This window comes from Leptospira levettii, assembly GCF_002812085.1.
GTDB classification, from domain to species: domain Bacteria; phylum Spirochaetota; class Leptospiria; order Leptospirales; family Leptospiraceae; genus Leptospira_A; species Leptospira_A levettii.
On sequence record NZ_NPDM01000009.1, the window covers coordinates 20,721 to 42,738 of the forward strand.

The window sequence follows — 22,018 nt, forward strand, 5'->3', positions numbered from 1 at the left end:
GGAGGATCTCTTTTTGCCATAAAACAAAATCAATCGAATATCCCCATTTGCATTTTTGCCTCCTCGCTTGCCATCGATCTAGGTTCCCATTTGGGGTTCCAGACAACATGCACCACGACTTCAGAGATTCCATCCACTCGAAGTGCATGATTTTCAATGTCTTGTTTCATCTGTGGACCTGCAGGGCAAGCAAGTGACGTATATGTCATTGTAACCTCTGCTTTTTCTCCTTCCACTTTCACATCATAAATCAATCCCAGTTCAACGAGAGAAATTCCAATCTCAGGATCTTCGACAGATCGAATACTATGATACACTTCCCACTCTTTTTCTGTTTCAGGATCTCGGATCATGGTTTACCTCAATGATTTTTAATAGAGTTTGCCAAGGCAAAAGGGCACAACGATAACGACTTGGGTGAGATTTCACATTCCGAAAGAATGTTATCTCTTCTAAATCCCCAAACAAGGAAGTTTCATCTCCCTCTAAAAATTTTTTACGTTCATTCAAATAGAAAAGTAAGTTATTCTTTTGAAATTTGGATTGCTGTTTGAATAAAAATCCGACAGAGGCAGAACAAATCGAACAGGAATCACCGGATACTCCCAAAATTTTGATCTGATCCTTTCCTTCTTCCAGGTAATACAATTTCACTTCATCCCCACATAGAGGATTCAATCCCGAAACTTCTAAAACAGATCCCAATGGTTTTTGCCAATGGGCATAGGACTTCCATTTTAGAAAATCTTGGTATGTATTATTTTCTGACGACACGACCAAATATTGATTTTACCTTCTCAATGGATTTTATGAGAACATCAATGTCTTCTTTTGTATTATAAAAGTAAAATGATGCCCGACAGGTTCCCGGGATTTGGAACTGTTTCATGAGTGGTTGGCAACAATGGTGTCCCACACGAATGGCAACTCCCTCTTCATCTAAGATGGATCCAACGTCATGTGGGTGGATTCCATCCAAAGTAAAGGAAATAACGCCCCCACGATTCTCCAAATCCTCAGTTCCGTAAAGGGTAAGGCCACCAATTTTATGAAACCGTTCCAATGCATATTCGGTTAACATCCGTTCGTGTTCTTTGATATTTTGCATCCCTACTTTTTGTAAATAATCCAAAGCATGAGAAAAACCAATGACACCTGCTATGTTTGGAGTACCTGCTTCTAATTTGGCAGGAAGTGCTGCGTAAGTAGAACTTTCCAATTCCACAGATTCAATCATATCACCCCCACCTAACCAAGGTGGCATGGCTTCTAAAATTTCTTCCTTACCGAAAAGTACTCCAACTCCTGTGGGACCAAGCATCTTGTGGGCAGAAAAAGCATAAAAATCCACATCTAAATCCACTAAGTGAATGGGCATATGACAAGCAGCCTGAGCACCATCAACGAGAACTTTGGCCCCTACTTGCCTTGCACGATCAATGATCTTTCGTAAATCATGAACAGTACCTGTCACATTTGACATTTGGCTAATTGCCACAATTTTTGTTCGTTTTGTGATGATTTCACTTAACTTTGATAAGTCGTAAGTTGTATCCGCAAGAATTGGAATGAATTTTAAAAATGCCTTTTTTTCACGAGCCAACATTTGCCAAGGAACTAAATTGGAATGGTGTTCTTGGACGGACAAAACAATTTCATCCCCTTCTGAGACGTTGACTCGTCCATAAGTCTGTGCCACTAAATTGATGGCATCAGTTGTTCCCCGAGTGAATATGATCGCCTTTGCACATTGTGCTTGGAAAAAATGGGATGTTTTAATCCTAGTTCGTTCAAAAAGTTCAGTGGCATGTTGAGAAAGATAGTACACACCTCGATGGATGTTTGCATTTTCTTTCGTATAGTAGTCGTTTGTTGCTTGAATGACACTAAGTGGTTTTTGCGAGGTTGCCCCATTGTCTAAGTAAACAAGTGGTTTCCCATTCGGCATGGTTTGGGAAAGGATCGGAAAATCATTTCGAAGTTTGTAGGGATCCAAACTCATACAGACTCCAAATCCACTTCTAGGTCATTCCCATTCACTTTTGTAGGAAAGGTTGTAAGAGGTTCTGTTGCAGGGAGAGCTAAAACACTCCCATTTCTAATATCGAATTTTGCAAAATGACGAGGGCATGTGATCACACAACCTTCCAACTTACCACAAGAAATTTCTTCCCCATCATGGGTACAGGAATCTTCAAAGGCATAGTATTCGTTTTCCCATTTTGTAATCACAACAGAAAAATGCCGGGTTTTGATGACAGTTAACTTACCTTCTTCAATTTCGCCAATGGAAACTAATTTTTGAAACGCCATCATTTCCCTCCCACAAGAATGTTATGTATGGAAGATTCCAAATCCAATTTTACTTCCTCTTTGAATCCTACCGATTGTATGGTTTCTCCATAAAATGCAGTCACAAGTAGAGACTTAGATTCTTCAGGACTTAACCCTCGCGACAATAAATAAAAGTATTGTTCTTCGTCAATGTCACCAACGGTAGCACCGTGAGTACAAGATACATCTTCCGCTAGTACTTCCAATTTCGGATTTGCTTCCGCTCTTGCTTTTTTGTTTAAAGAAAGATTAAATGATTCTTGGTGAGCAACTACCTTCTTTAAGTTAGGTGGGATAATCAAATTTCCTGTAAAAACATGGTGAGAACGATCAGTCACAATTGCCTTATAAGTAATTTTACTTGTAGTATGGTCTGCATGGTGGTGCATTTCCATATCCAAATCCTTAAGGTTTCTTTTTCCTAATGCTGAAACTCCATCCACTGTCACTTCTGCACCTTTGCCTAATAAATGAGAGTGTAATACTAATTTGGAACGAAAACCACCAAACGGGAAATGATGGTATTTCACTGATGTATTCTCTTTGGATAGTAAAAGCACAGTTCGAAACTGGACTAAGTCTTCATCGAAAGTTTCTTCATCCAAAATCTCAACTTGTGAATCTTTGTCTGAAATAAAAACATCAATTCCTGTTTGCAAATGAAGTGACTCTGAATTGTGAAGGGTTTGCGTTTTTAAATGGATTTGGGAGATTTTCCCTTTGGGAACATAAAAAATTCGAAATAAAAACTTTGGCTCATCACCTAATGATGTGTATACGGGCGTAATTAACCCATCCTCACAGTAATGAAAATCAAACTCATGGGATTGTAAAACAGCTAGATAACTAAAATAGTCCTTTGGTAGGTAATTTTGTAACAAGCCAAAGATACCTTCTAGGATATCGTCACTTACCGAATCTTTTTCCAAAGAAGGAGAGGAATCATCAAATTTAGTTTTTTTCTCTTTGGGATCAAATCCCAGTTCCTTCCAATTGAGAGCGCTGATTGGAAATTTACGATAAGATTCCTCTTTTTCTGTAGGTAAACTTAAACCTTTCCAAGTTTCTAAGAGGGAACGACAAAACTGATTTCGCTTATTCTGGCTAATGGTAAACTGTTGTTTGTTGAGTAAGGAATTCATTTGACCCCTTCTCTCTCCAATATCCAATCATAACCCACTTCTTCCAATTTGAGAGAGAGGTCTTTTCCACCTGTTTCCAATATCCTTCCATCAGCAAACACGTGGACAAAATCCGGAACGATGTAATTGAGCATCCTTTGGTAATGGGTGATGAGTAAAATTGATCTCTCAGGGTTCCTGTTTGCATTGATCCCTTCGGAAACAATCCTCAAGGCATCGATATCCAAACCAGAATCAGTTTCATCTAAAATCGATAATACTGGTTTTAATAAACTCATCTGTAATATTTCAGCTCGTTTTTTCTCTCCACCAGAGAAACCATCATTCACATAACGTCCGATAAATGATTGCGGGACTTCCAAAAGATCCATCGCGGTTTTTAATTCTTGTTTGAATTCTTTTACAGGAAGTTCTTTTCCGCGGTGAGCTTTTAAAATGGATTTTAGAAAATTTCCGATGGTAACACCAGGAAGTGCTGTTGGGTATTGGAAGGATAAAAATAAACCAAGTCTTGCCCTTTCGTCTGTCGAAAGTTTTAAAATCGATTCTCCTCGAAAGAGGATATCCCCAGAAGTAACAGTGTATTTTGGATGGCCGAGGATGACATTGGAAAGGGTACTTTTTCCAGAACCATTGGGCCCCATGATGGCATGGACTTCTCCGGCTCCGATGGTTAAATTGACCCCTCGGAGGATCTGTTTGTCTCCGACATTGGCATGTAGAGATTTGATTTCGAGAATTGCGGACAAGGTGGTATCCTGTTTTTTTATATTTAGAATGATTCTATATTATAGACGAATCCCTACTACCAGGAAAATCGACCACTCAAAAAAAACAAGATTCTATTCCGACCAACTCACCTGTGCCACAAGGATCTTTCCTGCCATGAGAGAAAAGGTAAAGATAACATACTGATTCTGGTTGTTAATGTCATACAATGGGTAGGTCACACCCCATTTTTTGCGAAACCGTTCCGATTCCTCTTTGTGTTTCAAAAAATAAGGTTTCCAAGCATAGTTATTTCCAATTTGCCTGGATCGTTCCAAATACCCTCCGTTCATCCTGTCCAAATCATAGGTTGGTGTGATCTGGTAGCCTTCACCATCACATACAAATACCTTTAAGATCTCCCGAGGAAGGGAACCAAGGATTTGCCCAAACCGGTAGGGAAAGTCTTCCTCACTCGAATCAGAGAGTTCATAAAACAAATCCTGTAATTGGTCGATGATCTTTTGTTCTCGGATTCCCTTTTCCCGAAGTTCACGAGAACGCACACTGGAAAAGTTTTCGAGGACAGTTTTCATTTTATCAGAGAAAGTATTACGATTGAGAAAATGTGGGTTCGGAGTCGAAAAATAATAACCTTGGAGGAGATTGGCACCCATGGATAGGGCAAGGTTCACCTCTTCTTCTGTCTCTATCCCTTCAAAGAGAAGTTGGCTACCTAATTTCTGGGACATCTCCGAGATGGCCCCAAGGACCTGTTTGAAGGAGTTTTTATTCAAACTTTCCCTCATAATTTTGATGTCCACTTTCATGATATCTGGGTGGAGGTAACCAATTCGTTCTAAATTGGAAAAACCTGTCCCCAAATCATCGATGGCAATTTTTAAACCATAATCTCTGAAGATTTGAACAATCTGGATGAGCCTTTCGATCGAACCATCAAATTCGTCTTCCGTGATTTCGATCACCACTTGGTTACGATCAATCCCGTATTTTTCGATGAGTTGGATGATATGGAAATTTTCTGCAAATAAATCTGTATGGTGTACCCGAGACAGGAAATTGGGCATCATATTGAAGAAAAGTTTGGTCCGAAGGTTACTTTCCTTTAGGGTTTGGACTGCCTTCTCTCGCAAAATCCGATCAATATTGTAAATGGGAACCGGGTCATGTTCTCGGTTATGGAAAAGGCCACCTAAAGAATGGTAGGTGTTCTCTTCTGGATTGAACTGACGTCCGAGGACTTCGTAAGCTGAAATGGAGCGATTGATGGCATTGACGATGGGTTGGAAATGTGGGACAAAGTATGTCTCGTTCCAAAACTGGTTTCCTTCCGTTGATTCCGTTATGAACATGGTTCCCTTTCTTCCAACTTAGAACTAAGTTCAAAACTGGCAAGAAAAATTCCACATTTTTGGAACCATTTAGACCTATTTTAGGCAAACAAAATCCATATTTGTGTCAATTTTGACTCAAATAGAGTACCCATCAGGGATGGCAGAGTGTCTCGGGACAACAATGATCCCGTCACGGATCCGAATGTAATCATCTTCGTACTCTTGTAAGTTTTGTTCGTTTAACAGGCGAACGTTGGCGCCAATCGTACAGTCCTTGTCGACAATTGTCCGCCGTATTTCACAGTTAGGTCCAATGCCAATTGGGATTTTTCCTGACTTCCGATCGAAGTAACCGTAATGGTCAAGACCCATGATAATGGAATCGTAGATTTTTGTCCCAGAAGCAATGAGTTGCCTGACCCCAATGATGGATCTGTGCACCTCACATTGGTTAAGGATGGTACCTTCGGAAATGAGGGCTTGGTTCACTACCGCCTGATTGATCTTTGACGGTGGAAGTGCCCTCGCCCTCGTATAAATCGGGGTTTTCTCTAAATACAAATTGAATTTAGGGATATGATCGGTTAACATCAAATTGGCTTCGTAAAATGCTTTGATGGTTCCGATGTCCTCCCAATAACCGTCGTAAGTATACGCTTTTACTTTGCGTTCTTTTATCGCCTTCGGTAATATTTCCTTTCCAAAATCTGCCATATTTCGGTCTTCCAATACATCGATTAACGTGGATGTGTTGAAGATATAAATTCCCATGTTCGCAAGGAAGTTCCCGTTTTCTGTACGGCAAGATTCTACTTGAGTAAGGTCCTGTGGTTTTTCAATGAATTCCTGGATGGTACCACCCACTCCTGCTTTGACAATTCCCAAACCAAAAATTTGGTCTTCAGGGATTGCATTGGTTGCTACAGAAATTTGGGTTTCTGGGTCCATCAAATGGCTCTGCATAAAGTCAGCTAAGTCCATATTATAGAGTTGGTCTCCAGAAAGGATGAGGACATACTTTGGTTTTTGTTCGCGGATGTAAGGTAATACCTTTCTTACGGCATCAGCAGTCCCTTCAAACCAATTGGCGCTTGATACTGTTTGTTCTGCTGCAATGATTTCTACAAAACTTTTTTGGTGGATATTATTAGTGGCATAAGTTCGATTAATATGGCGGTTCAGCGAATACGAGTTAAACTGTGTGAGGATAAATATCTTTTCGAAGCCACTGTTCAAGGAATTGGAGATGGGAATGTCAATGAGTCTATACTTTCCGCCAAAACTCACGGCGGGTTTTGATCGTTTTTCTGTTAAAGGCAGAAGCCTTGTTCCCTTTCCCCCACCGAGAATAATTGTGAGGACTTCATCTTTTTTGAGAATAAAATCAACACAGTCTATTGAGTCTTCTTGGAATCGCATACCAATCCTTATAAAGGTATTTGACGAAAAAGCAAGAAAAGGAAACTAAAGATTCTAATTTTTTAATAGAGCTTCTAAGATTTGTTTGCCGTCCATTTTACCTGTAAAAGGATTCATCGCTCTTTCAGGATGAGGCATCATTCCTAAGACATTTCCTTTTTCATTACAGATCCCAGCGATATCATGTAAGGATCCATTTGGGTTTTCTTGATAACGAAATACAACTTGGCCATTTTTTTCTAATCGTTCTAAAGTTTCTGCATCAGCAAAGTATGCACCTTCACCATGAGCGATTGGAATGGAAAGATTTCCTTGGAAATGTTTTGCAAAGCCATTTTCTTTCACTGGAACAAGTTCTACATCTTTGCAAATGTACTTTAAGGTTCGGTTATGCAAAAGAGCTCCAGGAAGTAATCCTGATTCGGTAAGGATTTGGAATCCATTACAAACTCCAAGGACCTTTCCCCCTTTGTTCGCATACTTCACTACAGATTCCATGGAAGCACTAAATTTTGCCATTGCTCCACAGCGAAGGTAATCTCCAAAAGAAAACCCACCAGGCAAAACAACCAAATCAGGAACATCATCAAAGGATTCTTTGTACCAGGTATAATTCACATCTGCTTGGAAGTAATCGTGTAGTACGGATCCAACATCTTTATCACAATTGGAACCGGGAAAGGTGACCACCCGAACTTTCATTGGGATTCAACCACCAATTTATAAGTTTCGATCACTTGGTTCACAAGTACTGATTCACAAATTTCCTTCGCGATGGACTCTGCTTCTTTTAAGGAAGAGGCATTGAGTTTGAGTTCAATGTATTTTCCCACACGTAAGTCTTGGACTTGCCTCTTCCCTTGGTCATGAAGGGTACGGAGGACTGTTTGTCCTTGGGGGTCAAGGACGGATTCTTTGAGGGTGACATTTATTTTTGCGACAAACATATATTGATTTTATCTTCCAATTCCAAGTATTTTTTACGTAGTTCCTGAATCAAGGATTCGGGGAGTTTAGGGGGCGGTGGATTTTTATCCCAAGAGGTGGATTCAAGCCAATTTCTTAGGATTTGTTTATCAAAACTGGCGGGAGTTTTCCCAAGGACATAGGTTGACGCATCCCAATACCGGGAAGAGTCAGGTGTCAAAATTTCGTCAATGAGAACCGGTTCTCCCTCAATCAGCCCAAATTCAAATTTGGTATCACAGAGTAGGATCCCTTGTTTTGCCATCAATTGATGGGCTTTTTGGTAGAGGTGGAGGGAAATCGTTTTTACTTTTTGGAATAAATCGGAACCCACTTCTTTTTCCATTGTACTCTCACTCACATTTTCATCATGACCAGAATCATTTTTCCTCGCGGGTGTGAAAATGGGTGTGGGAAATTGGTAGGATTCTTGTAAACCCTTGGGATAAGGAGTCTCTGCAATGGTTCCGAATTGTAGGTATTCCTTCCAAGCGGAACCTGTGAGGTAACCACGAACCACACATTCAAAATCAATACGTTTTGCTTTTTTTACAAGAACAGAACGACCCATAAGACTTGGGTCATTTTGGTAAGGTTTTGGAAAACGGGAAACATCATCTGTGATTAGATGGTTGTTTATATCCGAAAAATAACGAAACCATTGTGTGGAAATTCGAGTGAGGACCTTTCCTTTGTCTTCTACTGGTTCGGAAAATACAACATCAAAGGCAGAAATTCGATCCGTTGCTACTAGAAGTAACTCTGAACCAAGATCATAAACGTCTCTCACCTTTCCTTTGTAATGGGGACTTGGGATCATAATTGTATACACACCATTGCCATATCGTCATTCGGAGTGGAAGTTCCACAAAACTCTAAAATTTGATTTTGAACTGTGGGAAGGATATCTCCACCAATACTTACAGATTTTTGAAATATATCACGCATTCCTTCTTCAGTGATGTATTCCATTTTGGAATTCATTGCTTCACTTGCACCATCTGTATACATAAAAAACTTGGAACCTTGTTTTAAAGCAATCGATTGCACTTCGTCGTTGGTAATCATATTGATTCCCATAATCATGGGACTCATCCCTTTCAACAATTTGGTTTCTCCATCCATGTAGATGATGGGAGCTGGATGACCGCCGTTGATATAGGATAAATTCAGGTCCTGATCAATGATCGCATAACAGAAAGTAATCGCATAATCTTCAGGGAGAACAAGTTCCATGTTTTTACGGAGGTGAGAAACACGTTCTTTCAAACCCATATTAGGAACTAAGTTGAATAATTGCATTTTGAACATGGCACCGATGAGAGCTGCACTTGGACCATGCCCTGAACAGTCGGCGATCACGATATGAAGTTTTTTTTCTTCAATCCATGTGTCGACAAAATCCCCTCCAATTTGTAAATAAGGATGGAAAAGAGTCTGTGCCTTGATACCGTTCCAAATAAAACTTTTTTCCGGGATCAATTGGTCTTGGACACGCCTTGCTGTTTGTAGTTCTTTTTCGTATTTACTTTTTTGTTGGTACAATTCGTCCTGTAAGTCTTTTAAACGAATTACTGAATGGATCTTTGCAACTAACTCTCGCTTATTGAATGGCTTATTAATAAAATCGTCACCACCATTTTTCATGGCTTCCTGGAAACCAACTTCTCGATCAATGGATGTAATAAAAAGAATTGGCAAAAGTTTAAACTGATCCATCTCCCTGAGTTCACGACAAAAGGAAAATCCATCCTGTTCTGGCATATTGACATCTAATAATAAAGTATCAATGCGGGTGTTGAGTAAAACCAATCTTGCTTCTTCTGCTGAATAAGCAGTGTATGTCTTAAAACCTTCTTGGGATAAAAGGTATTTGAGAAGCTCCACATTTTCAGGAACATCATCAACAATGAGAATTGTATGTTGTGATTCTTTTGTTTCCATTTTTGTTTTAATTCAATTCGGACCGTAGTTGATTTTTAATTTCATGGATTTTTTCATTTCGGTTCGAAAGGAAAAAAAGAAATAAAAACAAAAAATGGTAAGCAAGAACACCAAGCCACATCGTTTGTTTCATGTCCGAATCCATTCCCCCCTTACCAAGCACACTACCTGGGTGGTTTCCTGGATTTTCAATCCACCGAATGGCACCCCAAGTCAAAACCGCACTTAAGGCACAAAGAACAGATAGATAAGCAGATAAAATCGCCTTTTTTTTACGAGAAGGAACCAAATAACGAAAGATAAAATAACTCAAAAGAGAAAGGCATAAGATAAAGAATGATTGTAACCTAGCATCTGTTTTGTCCCAAGGAACACCCCATGCACTATAAGCCCAAATGGGTCCAGAGAATAAAACTCCTAAGGCAAAAAGAAAAGCAAGTTGGTTTGCAGTGAATGCAAGGCGATCCCATAGCAGGTCTTTTTTAAAAAAATAGATGAGAGAAAAAACAAATGATAAAAGTGGCCCGTATAATGCAACCCAGGCGACTGGAACATGTAGATAAAAAATTCTGTGGCTAAGACCTTGTTCCAAAATGACATTGGGATAGAGGATAGAAACAAAAACAGCAATTACCAAAGAAATACATACAATGATGTAAAAGGCAAAATCCAAGGCAGGGTGGATCAGTTTGATCTTACGTTCCATTTTTTTCCAAATTTTCAGAATGGAAAAGAAATTCTAGGAGAAAATACAAATCCCCTACTCATTCTGTAAGGTTTCTACCATAATAGAACCAAGGGTTCCGTAAAATAAAAGGAAAAACAAAAGTAATCCAATGGAAGGTAGATACAAACCTGGTTCATTCCAGTATCGATTTTCTGCTTCCAATCCAAATAAAAACAATGGAATGGAAAATGGAAGTTGTAAAAGAGGGATGATGATCTCTTTGAGTCGGCTTTCAAAAGCAACCACTCCAAGGGATACGCCCAAAAATACCAAACAACCACTTCCTAAATTGGCGAATAACCACTCGCCCAAATAACGCTCCAAAACCATATTTTGGAAAAATATTGATAAAACGAGGATCAGGAGCGCATTCACAAGGATGGTACAAAACCATATTGTGATTGATTTGCTGAGATAAAGATAAGTAGGACTGACATAACTGGAACTAGCTTCCCATCCCATTGACTCTCTTTCTTCCCATAAACTTTGGCTTACAATGACAAAGTTAAGAATGAAGATGATAGCCCACTTTAAACCACGAATGCTTCTTGCAGATAACATTTCGTTCACTTCGATGGATGTATAAAATATAAATACAACCGAGACACTCAGTGTAAAAAGTGAAACCACTCCCCCTAGCGAACGCCCTATCAAATAAAAATCTTTTTTTAATAGATTAAGAAACAAAGACATTCCCCTGGCGAATTAAAATTTGACCCGTACATTCAAGTTCACTTGGAATCGAATGGAGAACAACAAGAACGAGTCTCGATTTTTTTTCTTCATTTAAAATCGAACTTAAAACCAAAGAAGATTCAAAATCGAGTCCCGTAAAAGGTTCATCAAATAAAATGATCTCAGCCGAAGAAAGTAATACCCTCATGATGGCCACTTTCTGTTTCATGCCTCTGGAGAAAAAATGGATGGGATCCCATATTCTTTTTTCCAAACGAAAGAGTCTTAATAACTCCATCCTTCTCTCCAAAGAATGGGCACCATCCAAAGAGGCAAAGTAGTCCAAATTTTCTTCTAAACTCAGAGAGGAATAATAACCAAGTTCATGACCCAAATAAGCAATTTTTCGTTTTCCAAGTGGCCAAGTCCAGGCAGGAGAAGTAAGGGAGTCATGAAACATTTTCTTAAGTAAAGTGGATTTACCAGCTCCGTTTTCTCCAAGGACTGCAAGTAATCCACTCTCAAAAAAACTGAGATTCACCTCTTTCAATACGGTTTTTTCGCCGACAGTAATAGTGAGCCCTTTTGTCTCCAAAAGCATACGGTTCATTCTAACACCATGTTCCATCGACTGTTTACATTCGCACTTCTGTTTTTGTTTCCAAGCATCGTCTTTGCACAAAAACTCATCGGGAACAAAGAATACCCAGAACTTTTATGGGGAAAAGACGAAGAGTTTGATACCCGTGATTTTCCCAATGGATCCTTTATTTACCACAAAGATGATTTTATTCTGACCCGAGGAAAACTTTTTACGGGAGAACCACCCAAATCCAATGGAAGTTTTACCTATGGAACAGAAACCATTACAAATTCTGGGAAATGGAACAATGATACCATTGAACTTCTCTTAAATGGAAAAGCAAACCAAAGGGGTGAAGTCATCAAACGATTGGAAGCGGGAGTTCGTTTTGACCCACAATTTTTTCCGTTCCGATATAATCTAGGAAGATTGTATTCATTAGAAATGAAATACGAAAAAGCACTTGTTGAATTTGAATATGCAAAAGCAGAAATGCCAGATTATTACAAAACATATTTGCATATCGGAATCCTTTCTGACATCACACGCCAAACCTATTATGCCATCATGAATTATAAATTGGCAGTTGAAAAAAATCCATATGATACAGAAGCACTCATCCGACTTGCAGATCATTATTTGGCAACTGGACTTAAGAACAGAGCACTTTTGTATCTAAACAAAGCACTTAAAATCGAGGAAGAAAGTCCGAATGTAAAACTTGGATTTGCAAGACTTGAAATGGAAAAAGGCAATTATCATATTGCTTATAAAATTTTCAATCGAACTAGTTTAACTACTGGTGAAGGAAAACAAAAGTCATATGATAAAAAATTTCATTATTATTTTGCGGAAACCGCTTCCAAAGTCACAGACTATGAAACAGCAGAAGAACAATATACGAAAATGCTGAGTTTCACAAATGATCCTTTTTTTGCGACCGTTTCTTCAAAAGTGATCGCACGCAGAAGGGATATAGCAAAAAAATTCGCCGAAGCAAAACGAACTCAATTGGATGATTCGGAAGAAGAAGTAACACCGCCAAACGAATGATTTCTTGCAAAAACCAATTCTTGTAATAATTTTGATTTCGGATTTTTTAGAAGTTGTTTTGGATTACCAAATTCAGTGATTGTTCCCTCTTCTAATACAAATATTTGATCACACATATAAGATAAAAACCCAAGGTCGTGTGAAACAATCAACATTCCGAGTGAATCCTTTTGATTAATATCTTTCAATTCTTCAGCAATTTTTTTTTGCACAAGAACATCAAGAGCAGTTACTGGCTCATCTAACAAAAGATATTCTGGATTCATCAGTAAGGCTCTGAGTATGGCAAATCTTTGTAACTGACCACCACTTAACTCTCGCTTTGTTTTACTTAACAAAGATGTTGGTAGTTCAAATCGATCACAAAAACTTTCTATTCGTATTCTTTCCTTACTTTTTAATTCCTGGTTTAATACTAATTGTTTCTGAATTTTCAGTGGCTCGAATAACAATTCACCAATTGGTTGATAAGGTGAAAAACTCCCAAAGGGATCTTGGAAGACAGGTTGGATCTCGGGACAATGTTTTTTTCCAAGCAGTTTGCCGTTCCACTCCAACTCCCCTGTCCATTCATATCCCTCAGACTTTGGAAGTAAACCCAGTGCCAAACGAAATAAAGTGGATTTACCAGAACCCGATTTCCCAATGAGGCCAGTGATTTCTCTCGGATTTGTCTCAAAGGATATATCTTTTAAGATGGTTCGTTTCCCAATGTGAACAGAAAGATTTTTGATTTTAAACATAATAACCTGAAGATAAAATCATTGCATTCTCTCTCTTGATAAACATGCTAAAGAGTAAAAGTAGGAGTGAATCATTTTGGAGAAAGTAAAAATCACTGAAGTAGGACCAAGAGACGGATTACAAAACGAAAAAACCATTCTCTCCACTCAGGATAAATTCGAATTCGTAAAACGTCTAGTAGAATCTGGAGTCAAACACATTGAGCTCACATCATTTGTCCGAAAAGATAGAATTCCCCAAATGGGTGATGCGATTGAATTATCTGCTCTTGTGTTACCAAAATTTGCTAGTGACGTCGAATTTTCATGCCTGACTCCTAACACCAAAGGATATGATGCTGCTAAAGTAGCAGGTTTTAAAGAAGTGGCAGTTTTTACTGCTACCTCGGAATCATTTACCAAAAAAAACATCAACATGACCGTCTTGGAAAGTTTTACTTCCTTCCAACCAATTTTTGAACAAGCCAAACAAGATGGAATCAAAGTCAGAGGTTATATTTCTACAGTGATTGCTTGTCCATATGAAGGAAAAATTCCACCAGAAAAAACATTAGAGGTCGCTTTACGACTATTAGATGCCGGTGCCTATGAAATTTCACTTGGGGAAACAATCGGCGTTGCTGTTCCAGATGAAGTTGAAAAATTATTAGAAGTTTTGCTAAAAAAAATTCCGATTTCTTATCTCAATTGTCACTTCCATGATACCTACGGTATGGCAATTGCCAATACCAAACAAGCTCTCTCCATGGGGATACGAAGTTTTGATAGTTCCGCTGGAGGATTAGGTGGTTGCCCCTATGCAAAAGGTGCCGCAGGGAATGTGGCAACAGAAGATTTAGTTTATTTTTTAACAAGAGAAGGATACGATACAGGGATTCAACTGGATTCACTTGTACAAGTGAGTCAGTTTATGGAAACAAAACTGGATCGTCATTTTAGTTCCCGTACCTTCATAGCCAAAAAAAATGCCAGCTGATGTACGCTTATTAAAGAAAAAATTAGAGAATCTCAAAAACAAATACCAAAGTATAACTTATTTGGATACGGATCCCATTTGTTTTCCAAAACAATTCAAAGATCCATTGGATATCGAAATGATATCCTTAATCGCATGTTTCTTTGCGTATGGATCAGTCAAAAACATTCAAAATTTTTTAAGTCCAATCGTTACGGCAATGGGACCATCTCCCTATTTATTCCTAAAACAAAAACAGAGCACGTTGGAACCGTTTCTTAAGACACTCAAAGGATACCGTTTCCAAACAAAAAACGATCTAGTAATTTTCTTTTTAACCTTACAAAGGATCATACAAAAGCACAAACCTAAGGATACGATCTTTGAATCTATTTTTTTAGGTAGGGAAAAAAACTTTCAAAAAGAAACATCCATTCAGAACTTTCAGTCTTATTGGAAAGAGGAACTCACTACTACTCTTGGTAACAAACCACTTACGTATGGTTTACAGTTTTTAATTGGTAAGTGGGACTCCAAATCGCCTAAAAAAAGGATTTCTCTTTTTTTACGGTGGATGGTTCGAAACCACTATCCTGATTTTGGAATCTACAAACAAATCCTTCCGAGTGAAATTCCCTATCCCATGGATGTTCACATTCAAAAACTGAGTAAGGTTTTAGGTATCCGAAACAAAAAACAAGTAAACCTAAACGATGCATTCCTTCTTACTGAATATTTTTGTTTGCTAAATCCCGCCGATCCATTGTTATACGATTTTTATCTGACTAGGGTAGGAATCATTGAAAAATGCAGAGGAAGTTATGTGGAGGAAATTTGTAAGTCGTGTGAGTTGAAGGAGGTTTGTTTGGTAGTGCCACGGGGAATTGAACCCCGATTGCAAGGATGAAAACCTTGTGTCCTAACCATTAGACGATGGCACCGTGTAAGAACGTTTGCAAAGAGTTTTAAACTCTTGTTTTTGAGTCGTCGGGGATTCGAACCCCGGACCCATTCCTTAAAAGGGAATTGCTCTACCAGCTGAGCTAACGACTCGTTCTGTAGCCAAGAATATCGAACCACCTTTCTCGGTCAACAACTACTTAAAAAAAAGAACCAGAACTATCTATTTTTTTAATCCATGATGATCGTGTGATCACGATCAGGTCCAGTTGATACAATCCCAATTTTTGTATTCACTAAGTCTTGTAACGACTTGATATAAGATTGGCATAAAGGTGGTAATTTCGAAAACGAATTGATACCAGAGATATCATCTTTCCAACCCTTAAACTCAGCAAACAACGGTTTGACGCTCTCAAGTCCTTGTGATGGGAAAAAGTCTAGTTTTTTTCCTTTGTATTCATAACCAACCACTACAGGGATAGAATCATAATGGCTAAGCACATCGATTTTCGTTAAAACAAGTGAGTTAATCCCATTAACGGTAACAGCATGTTTGATCATTTGCACATCAAACCAACCACATCGTCTTGGTCTTCCAGTAGTGGATCCGTATTCTCCACCTAACTTACGAAGTACATCACCAGCTTCACCTAAAATTTCGGATGGGAAAGGTCCTTCTCCCACTCTAGTTGCGTATGCTTTTGTGATCCCAATTACATCTTTTAAATAACGGAAACTAACTCCAGAACCAGCAAGTGCTCCGCCAGTCGTTGGATTGGAACTTGTCACATAAGGATAGGTTCCAAAATCAATATCGAGTCCTGTCCCTTGTGCTCCTTCCAAAAGAACACGTTTTCCTTTTTCCAATTCGCTATTTAGGTAATATACTGTATTGACAATGTTTTTTCCCATTTTATCAGCAAAATCCAGAAGGAAATCATACATTTCTTTTGGATTCACAGGTTCTAAATCATAGTATTTAACAAGTTCTTGGTTTTTTACTTCAAGGATATGATTGAGTTTTGATTTTAAAAGGTCTTTGTCGAGTAAGTCACCAGCACGGACACCATTACGTAACATTTTGTCCGCATAACACATACCGATCCCTTTTTTTGTGGTCCCAATTTTTCGTTCTGGTGAGGAACCAGCTTCTCTTGCTTCATCAATCAATCTGTGGTAAGGTAAGAGGATATGGCAAGAATCACTAATAAGAACTTTATCTTTGACTCGGAATCCATGTGCTTCTAAATCAGCACATTCTTTTAAAAAGTATTCAGGATCTAAAACAACCCCATTCCCAATGACACAAGTGGTATTGTCATAAATGATCCCAGAAGGTACTAAATGGAAAATATATTTTTTACCACCAACAACGACAGTATGACCCGCATTTGCGCCACCTTGGTAACGTACGATGATATCTGTATCTTTAGAAAGGTAATCAATTACTTTTGCTTTTCCTTCATCACCCCATTGGGCTCCAACGACTAAATTTGCAGGCATAAATCCCTCATTTTTCCTTATTTAACAAAACTTCAATTGAATCCAAATGCAGTGCAAATCCACATGCATCCTTTTGTATCCCAGTAAAACTTGCATACAAATCATTATACACACCACCAGCAAAAACTGGTTCAGGGTCATGTTCTACATATCCCTGGAACATAAAACCTGTGTAATACGATAAATCCCTAACAAGAGATGGATCCCAAATACAGGACACACCTTGCATTTGTTTGTTCCAAACTTCAAAAAAAGATGTGATCGAAACCAAATCGTTTTTCACTAAATTCAATTCTTCTTTCGATAAATTTGATTCCAAATCTTTCTTAAAACCGACCATTCCATTAACTGGAATCGGTTTGAGTAATAACTGAATGATTTTCATATGAGAATCACTCGTATTTGTCCTCGCAGCAAGAGAGACTAATTCTGGAATGTTTTTCGTGTATAAAAATTGTCGTAAAACTTTTGTTTGTTCTTCATTCCAACCAAGGATTGTTAACAAATTGAGAAAAAAAGATGAATGACCAAATACAATCGTAAACGTTTTGTTTGGAATTGTATAGTCCCAAAGTTTTTTCAAAATTTGGATTTGGGAGATCAATTGGTTTGTATCACTTTTTCCTAAACTCTCAACTCCGACTTGTAAGATCTCTCTTCTGGAAGCGTTTCGTTTTTTATGGTCTCTAATCTTTTTGGCAAAATAATAGATGTTTTGGTTTTCTTCCCAATGGGACCGAGCGGCCATCCCTTTCACGACCTGTAATGTTAGGTCCACACCTGGAGAGAGTTCATTTCCATCCCAGTCCTTCGTGACCAGTAAACTCTCAACACCTTCATGCAATTGGGAACGAAAAGAATTGGAATAATCAAAACTAGGTAAAGTGATTTCAGAATACCCTTCTCTTTCAAAGAGTTCCGAAAACGATTGTAGTAAATTTCGCCGGTTTCTGCTTTCTTCCGGTCCTAAAAAATGAAATCCATCGGGTATCCATTTCTGTTCCGAGGAAATTGATTTGTTTTTTTGATTCATACCGGGATCTCGATCACCCAAGAAGTCAGGTTAGAGAAATCCTGGATTTACGCAATCAATTGTAAAAATCGAATAGACAAATCGAAACTTTTCAGTACGCTGATGTCGGTTTAGAGGCATACATGACAGAAAAAGAAGCCACTTTGGGACGTTGGCACAAAGAATTTTTTGAGAACATTCACTTATTTGTAAAATCCGGTCTTTCGGAACAAGAAGCAAAGTCCATTTTAGAAGAATTTTTAGTTCTATCACAAGCAACTCCAAAACCCAAGGTCATGGAAATTTTCCAAGAGCCTGAGCGATTAGAAGAGATTGGTGTCTACACCGACATCAGACCCGAACCTCGTGATTTTATGCTCAAATTCCTAGATCCCATCATGAAGAAATTTAAGGTGGAAGGAACAGAAAATTTAAAACTCCTCGATGGCATCATTGGCAAATACCCTGTCACTCTGATCTCTAACCACTTAAGCCATTTAGATGCACCTGCCATTTTTACCTTACTTTACAATTCGGGACCAGAGGGCCGTAAGATTGCCGAATCTCTTGTATTCATTGCGGGAAGGCTTGCCTTTGAACCTGATTTTACACGTCTAGGCCTTTATATGTTCGGAACTCTCCTTGTTTGTTCCAAAAAAGATATGGCGGATAACCCTTCTCTTTCTGATGTCATGACGAAAATCAACATGCGTGCCTTTCGAAATTCACAGAAATTACAATCCGATGGAAAGGTCATCTCCATTTTCCCTGAGGGAACTCGTTCTCGGGATGGAAGGCTTATGCCATTTGTGGACACTGTGTACCATTATGTTGCAAATAAAGTCATTTTGCCGATCTCTCTTGAAGGAACAGAAAAAATTCTACCGATTGAAGGATTACTTTTCAACCAAGCGGTTGGAAAACTCGTGATTGGTAAACCCGTACTTGTTGGTGAACTTACCAAACGAGAGATGGAAAGTTTTCCTTCTCATATCGAACAAATCTCATTTCCAGGCAGTGGTGACAAAAAACAATTCATCATTGATAACCTTGCCCTGCTCGTGGGAAGTAATCTTAACAAACATAAACATGGAACGTATCGTAACCTTTACCGAGGTGATGTCAGGGAAACAAACCAACTCATTTCGCTTCCCAAAAAACCAGATGAACACGTAGTGATCATTGGTTCATCCAATATGTCTGTCGCCTTTGCTTGTATATTGGCAAATAAAAATGTCAAAGTTACAATTTACCATCCAGATTCAGAAATGGTGGCTCGTAGTAATGAAGAAAGACGTGACATCATCCATTACCCAATCTACAAACTGCCACCAAACATTGATTTTTCGGATAAACCAGAGGTATTAGATTCTGCAACATTATTTGTCCAAGGTACAAACCCTTGGGAATTCGATGCTGTTTACTCCAAAATCAGAACTTATTTACAAAAGAATAAATCACCGATGGTGAATGTAATCAAAGGGTTTACTGGATCCAAAAAAGGGCTTATCCTCGAAGACTTAAACGAACTTCTCCTCATTGAAAGAGATCGTTTAGCGGTTGTATCTGGTGCATGTTACCCAGACCAAATTATGGAACGAAAAATATCTGGATTTGAAATTTCTGCCTTTGAGGATTCTCTGATTCCAAAACTCAAAGAACTTCTCACCAATAATTATGTATTCACAAGGACAGCCATCAATTCCCGAGATACAAAAGGGGTTCAACTTGGTGGTGCTTTAAAAACAATTTATGCTCTTGCAATGGGACTTGTAGAAGGATACTTCAAACGCGAATTAGGTGGAAATGTCGATAATACTTTGTTCCATTTGAGTAACCGATTTTTTAATGAAATGGTTTCTATTGGTGTTTTACTCGGTGGAGATCCGACTACATTTAATGGTTTATCGGGCATGACTGATTTTATGTTAGCATGTTTTGGATCTGACACAAGAGACCGTAAATATGGGTATGATCTTGCGAATGGAACTAGACCAGAAAAAATCACCAATGGATTTTATGGTCTGAAAGTTTTACCAAACCTCATCCAACTAGATGAAAAGAGACATCCAATTGTTGCCTCTGCCTATAAAACAGTGATCCAAAACGAAGATTTTGATCTTGTTGCGGAGGAATTACAAAAACAGTTAGCTAGAGTTTAGGGATTGAAACGATAAAAACCGTTTGGCCTGGTTCGGAAAATAACCGGATCTGGCCCTTGTGCCTTTCTTCTACAGATTGTTTGACAATTCCTAGACCAAGCCCGGTTCCTTCTCCTTTTTCCTTTGTTGTATAAAAGGGTTCAAAAATTCGTTTTTGCATATTCAAAGGAATTCCAGGACCATCGTCCTTAATGGATACTTCCACGTCGGTATTCGTTTCTTCCACTTGGACAGTGAGTTTACCTTTAAAGTGCATTGCTTGTAAGGAATTATAAATCAAATTTGTCCAAATTTGAATGAGTTCATCTGGATAACCCATAATCACTGGATTTGCGTTGTACAATCGTATACATTCAATACCTGATTTCATTTTATTCTGATACAAAGTAAGAACAGTTTCAATTGTATCTATGATATTGGTTTGGATTTTGGCAGACCCTCTATCCATCCTTCCATAATTTTTTAAACTATAAACAATTTTTGAAGTACGTTCCACAGCCAAACGAATTGATTCTATGCTTCGTAAGGCATTTAATTCATTTAATATGATACTAAGTAAAGGAGTGTTTTTCAGTTTCTCCACAAAATTTGTATTTTCTAAAATATAATCAGATACACCTAAATCTACAATACGATCTGCTAAATCGTAAGGTGAATCAATGTTTGCCGTTGTGAAAAGTGATTCTAAATTCTTTTTAATTTTTCTTGTCTCAGAAAAACTATACGTTTTAGGTTTTACTTGGAATAGTTCCGTGATCCAACGAATGATCTCCAAAGCATCCTTGTCAGAATACTTCTCCATACATTTCCTTATTTCGATTAACCTGGTTCCAAAATCTCCTAAACGGTTTTGCAATTGTTCACTAAATGCAGAAATTGCCGCCAAAGGGTTGTTAATTTCGTGTGCCACACTTGCTACAAGTTGACCGAGAGTGGCCATTTTTTCTGATAAAATGAGTTGGTCTTGAGTTTTTTGTAAATCTTCTAATATTCGATTGAGTTCTTTGGTCCTTTCTTTAACTGCAAATTCAAGTGCTTCTTTATTTTGTTTGGACTCAGTGATATCAATGAGAATCGCAAGTAACGTAGAACGACCATCATGATTGAGAATTGTATTCCCAGAAACCACATGCCTTATTTCGCCCGTTTTGGTTCGAACACTTGCTTCCATGCCAGTGCTCCAACCTTTTTTTTGGACTTCAGCGAGTAATCGTGCTCGGTCTAATTTTGTGATCCAAATATTCAATTCATGTGATGTTTTGCCGATGATTTCTTCTCTACTAAAACCGATAAGGCGGCAATACGCCTCATTCACATCATCGTATCTACCTGTTTCTGCATTTGATAAACTAACAGCTGCAGGATTTAATCGAAAAACACTTTCAAATAAATCCTTACTTAACTTTAATTCTTTTTGAAGTGCGTTTGCAAGTTTCTCTTTTTCCTTTAGGACAGTGATATTTTGACCTGCGCTGAGTAAATACCTACCGTTCTCTACAATTTTTCCACTAAAAAGAATCGTAACTGTTTCATTCGTTTTTGTCAAAAGGGGAACTTCAAAGTTTAGCACAAACCCATCTGTTTTTAATTTGGATAAAATGAGATCACGGTCTGCTAAATTCGAATAAATTCCTAAATCAATTGTGGTTTTTCCCACAACTTCCTCTCTCTTTCGACCAAGCCAATTACAATACACTTCATTTGCTTCTACATACAAACCTGTTTGCAAATCTGTAATTGCCATACCAATAGGGCTTTCAGCAAAACTTGTATGCCAAATTCGGTCAGTGATCGGTATAGAGGAGTCCATAGTTTTCGGAGGTTAAAAGATATC

23 protein-coding genes and 2 tRNA genes are annotated in these 22,018 nt (G+C 38.3%); 4 read left to right on the plus strand and 21 right to left on the minus strand.

The genetic code is table 11. The annotated features are described in order from the left end of the window. Positions 1-29: 29 nt before the first annotated feature. From CH354_RS17595 to CH354_RS17665, 15 genes are all read right to left on the minus strand, one after another. On the minus strand, positions 30-353 hold the full coding sequence (locus CH354_RS17595) for a metal-sulfur cluster assembly factor (protein ID WP_100727865.1): 324 nt from the start codon (positions 351-353) through the stop codon (positions 30-32). Continuing rightward, the gene (locus tag CH354_RS17600) at positions 337-774 is read right to left on the minus strand and encodes an iron-sulfur cluster assembly scaffold protein (protein WP_100727866.1); all 438 of its coding nucleotides are present in this window, start codon (positions 772-774) and stop codon (positions 337-339) included. The genes CH354_RS17595 and CH354_RS17600 overlap by 17 nt, the downstream gene beginning before the upstream one ends. Then, a complete protein-coding gene (locus CH354_RS17605) occupies positions 758-2,002 on the minus strand; it encodes a cysteine desulfurase (protein WP_100727867.1) in 1,245 nt (414 codons plus the stop codon). The genes CH354_RS17600 and CH354_RS17605 overlap by 17 nt, the downstream gene beginning before the upstream one ends. Beyond that, on the minus strand, positions 1,999-2,313 hold the full coding sequence (locus CH354_RS17610) for a Rieske (2Fe-2S) protein (RefSeq protein ID WP_165780372.1): 315 nt from the start codon (positions 2,311-2,313) through the stop codon (positions 1,999-2,001). Before CH354_RS17610 ends, CH354_RS17605 begins: the two co-directional genes overlap by 4 nt. After that, positions 2,313-3,476 (minus strand): SufD family Fe-S cluster assembly protein, encoded by a 1,164-nt coding sequence (locus CH354_RS17615; RefSeq protein WP_100727869.1) that lies wholly within the window; start codon positions 3,474-3,476, stop codon positions 2,313-2,315. The genes CH354_RS17610 and CH354_RS17615 overlap by 1 nt, the downstream gene beginning before the upstream one ends. Beyond that, positions 3,473-4,225, minus strand: coding sequence for a Fe-S cluster assembly ATPase SufC (gene sufC / locus CH354_RS17620; RefSeq protein ID WP_100727870.1), 753 nt, complete (start codon positions 4,223-4,225; stop codon positions 3,473-3,475). Before sufC ends, CH354_RS17615 begins: the two co-directional genes overlap by 4 nt. 93 nt (positions 4,226-4,318) lie before the next feature. After that, complete coding sequence (locus CH354_RS17625; protein ID WP_100727871.1) at positions 4,319-5,557, minus strand: EAL domain-containing protein; 1,239 nt, start codon at positions 5,555-5,557, stop codon at positions 4,319-4,321. Positions 5,558-5,674: 117 nt separating this feature from the next. Next, entirely contained in the window at positions 5,675-6,958 is a 1,284-nt protein-coding gene (locus CH354_RS17630; protein ID WP_100766560.1) for a sugar phosphate nucleotidyltransferase, read from the minus strand. A gap of 54 nt (positions 6,959-7,012) precedes the next feature. Further along, entirely contained in the window at positions 7,013-7,660 is a 648-nt protein-coding gene (purQ, locus tag CH354_RS17635; protein WP_100727873.1) for a phosphoribosylformylglycinamidine synthase subunit PurQ, read from the minus strand. Then, on the minus strand, positions 7,657-7,905 hold the full coding sequence (gene purS, locus CH354_RS17640; RefSeq protein WP_100727874.1) for a phosphoribosylformylglycinamidine synthase subunit PurS: 249 nt from the start codon (positions 7,903-7,905) through the stop codon (positions 7,657-7,659). The genes purQ and purS overlap by 4 nt, the downstream gene beginning before the upstream one ends. Next, positions 7,887-8,744, minus strand: a complete 858-nt coding sequence (locus CH354_RS17645) for a phosphoribosylaminoimidazolesuccinocarboxamide synthase (RefSeq protein WP_100727875.1) — start codon at positions 8,742-8,744, stop codon at positions 7,887-7,889. The genes purS and CH354_RS17645 overlap by 19 nt, the downstream gene beginning before the upstream one ends. Then, positions 8,741-9,868: a PP2C family protein-serine/threonine phosphatase gene (locus tag CH354_RS17650; protein ID WP_100727876.1), complete on the minus strand. Its 1,128-nt coding sequence runs from the start codon at positions 9,866-9,868 to the stop codon at positions 8,741-8,743. The genes CH354_RS17645 and CH354_RS17650 overlap by 4 nt, the downstream gene beginning before the upstream one ends. Positions 9,869-9,875: 7 nt before the next feature. Next, positions 9,876-10,574 (minus strand): cytochrome c biogenesis protein CcsA, encoded by a 699-nt coding sequence (gene ccsA, locus CH354_RS17655; RefSeq protein WP_100727877.1) that lies wholly within the window; start codon positions 10,572-10,574, stop codon positions 9,876-9,878. A 54-nt stretch (positions 10,575-10,628) separates the two neighbouring features. Continuing rightward, a complete protein-coding gene (locus CH354_RS17660) occupies positions 10,629-11,288 on the minus strand; it encodes a heme exporter protein CcmB (RefSeq protein WP_238761150.1) in 660 nt (219 codons plus the stop codon). Then, entirely contained in the window at positions 11,272-11,880 is a 609-nt protein-coding gene (locus tag CH354_RS17665) for an ABC transporter ATP-binding protein (RefSeq protein ID WP_100727904.1), read from the minus strand. Before CH354_RS17665 ends, CH354_RS17660 begins: the two co-directional genes overlap by 17 nt. Positions 11,881-11,889: 9 nt before the next feature. Between CH354_RS17665 and CH354_RS17670 the strand changes: the two genes are divergently transcribed. Continuing rightward, positions 11,890-12,906 carry a tetratricopeptide repeat protein gene (locus CH354_RS17670; RefSeq protein ID WP_100727878.1) on the plus strand — a complete coding sequence of 339 codons (1,017 nt, stop codon included), beginning with the start codon at positions 11,890-11,892 and terminating at the stop codon, positions 12,904-12,906. On the opposite strand, the gene CH354_RS17675 is transcribed toward CH354_RS17670, so the two are convergent. Continuing rightward, entirely contained in the window at positions 12,861-13,649 is a 789-nt protein-coding gene (locus tag CH354_RS17675; protein WP_100727879.1) for an ABC transporter ATP-binding protein, read from the minus strand. The genes CH354_RS17670 and CH354_RS17675 overlap by 46 nt on opposite strands. 76 nt (positions 13,650-13,725) lie before the next feature. Between CH354_RS17675 and CH354_RS17680 the strand changes: the two genes are divergently transcribed. Both CH354_RS17680 and CH354_RS17685 read left to right on the plus strand, forming a co-directional pair. Continuing rightward, positions 13,726-14,625, plus strand: coding sequence for a hydroxymethylglutaryl-CoA lyase (locus CH354_RS17680; protein WP_100727880.1), 900 nt, complete (start codon positions 13,726-13,728; stop codon positions 14,623-14,625). Further along, on the plus strand, positions 14,615-15,511 hold the full coding sequence (locus CH354_RS17685) for a TIGR02757 family protein (RefSeq protein ID WP_100727905.1): 897 nt from the start codon (positions 14,615-14,617) through the stop codon (positions 15,509-15,511). The genes CH354_RS17680 and CH354_RS17685 overlap by 11 nt, the downstream gene beginning before the upstream one ends. On the opposite strand, the gene CH354_RS17690 is transcribed toward CH354_RS17685, so the two are convergent. The 4 genes from CH354_RS17690 to CH354_RS17705 form a co-directional block, all read right to left on the minus strand. Further along, a tRNA-Glu gene (locus CH354_RS17690) sits at positions 15,471-15,545 on the minus strand. The two genes, CH354_RS17685 and CH354_RS17690, sit on opposite strands and share 41 nt — an antisense overlap. Before the next feature lie 39 nt (positions 15,546-15,584). After that, positions 15,585-15,657: transfer RNA gene (locus CH354_RS17695), tRNA-Lys, on the minus strand. Between the two features lie 78 nt (positions 15,658-15,735). After that, entirely contained in the window at positions 15,736-17,010 is a 1,275-nt protein-coding gene (locus CH354_RS17700; protein WP_100727881.1) for an adenylosuccinate synthase, read from the minus strand. A 7-nt stretch (positions 17,011-17,017) separates the two neighbouring features. Then, entirely contained in the window at positions 17,018-18,043 is a 1,026-nt protein-coding gene (locus tag CH354_RS17705) for an ATP phosphoribosyltransferase regulatory subunit (RefSeq protein WP_100727882.1), read from the minus strand. Positions 18,044-18,165: 122 nt separating this feature from the next. Between CH354_RS17705 and CH354_RS17710 the strand changes: the two genes are divergently transcribed. Beyond that, the gene (locus tag CH354_RS17710; protein WP_100727883.1) at positions 18,166-20,184 is read left to right on the plus strand and encodes a 1-acyl-sn-glycerol-3-phosphate acyltransferase; all 2,019 of its coding nucleotides are present in this window, start codon (positions 18,166-18,168) and stop codon (positions 20,182-20,184) included. Here CH354_RS17710 and CH354_RS17715 read toward each other — a convergent pair. Continuing rightward, positions 20,174-21,994 (minus strand): PAS domain-containing sensor histidine kinase, encoded by a 1,821-nt coding sequence (locus CH354_RS17715; protein WP_100727884.1) that lies wholly within the window; start codon positions 21,992-21,994, stop codon positions 20,174-20,176. The genes CH354_RS17710 and CH354_RS17715 overlap by 11 nt on opposite strands. Positions 21,995-22,018 lie beyond the last annotated feature (24 nt).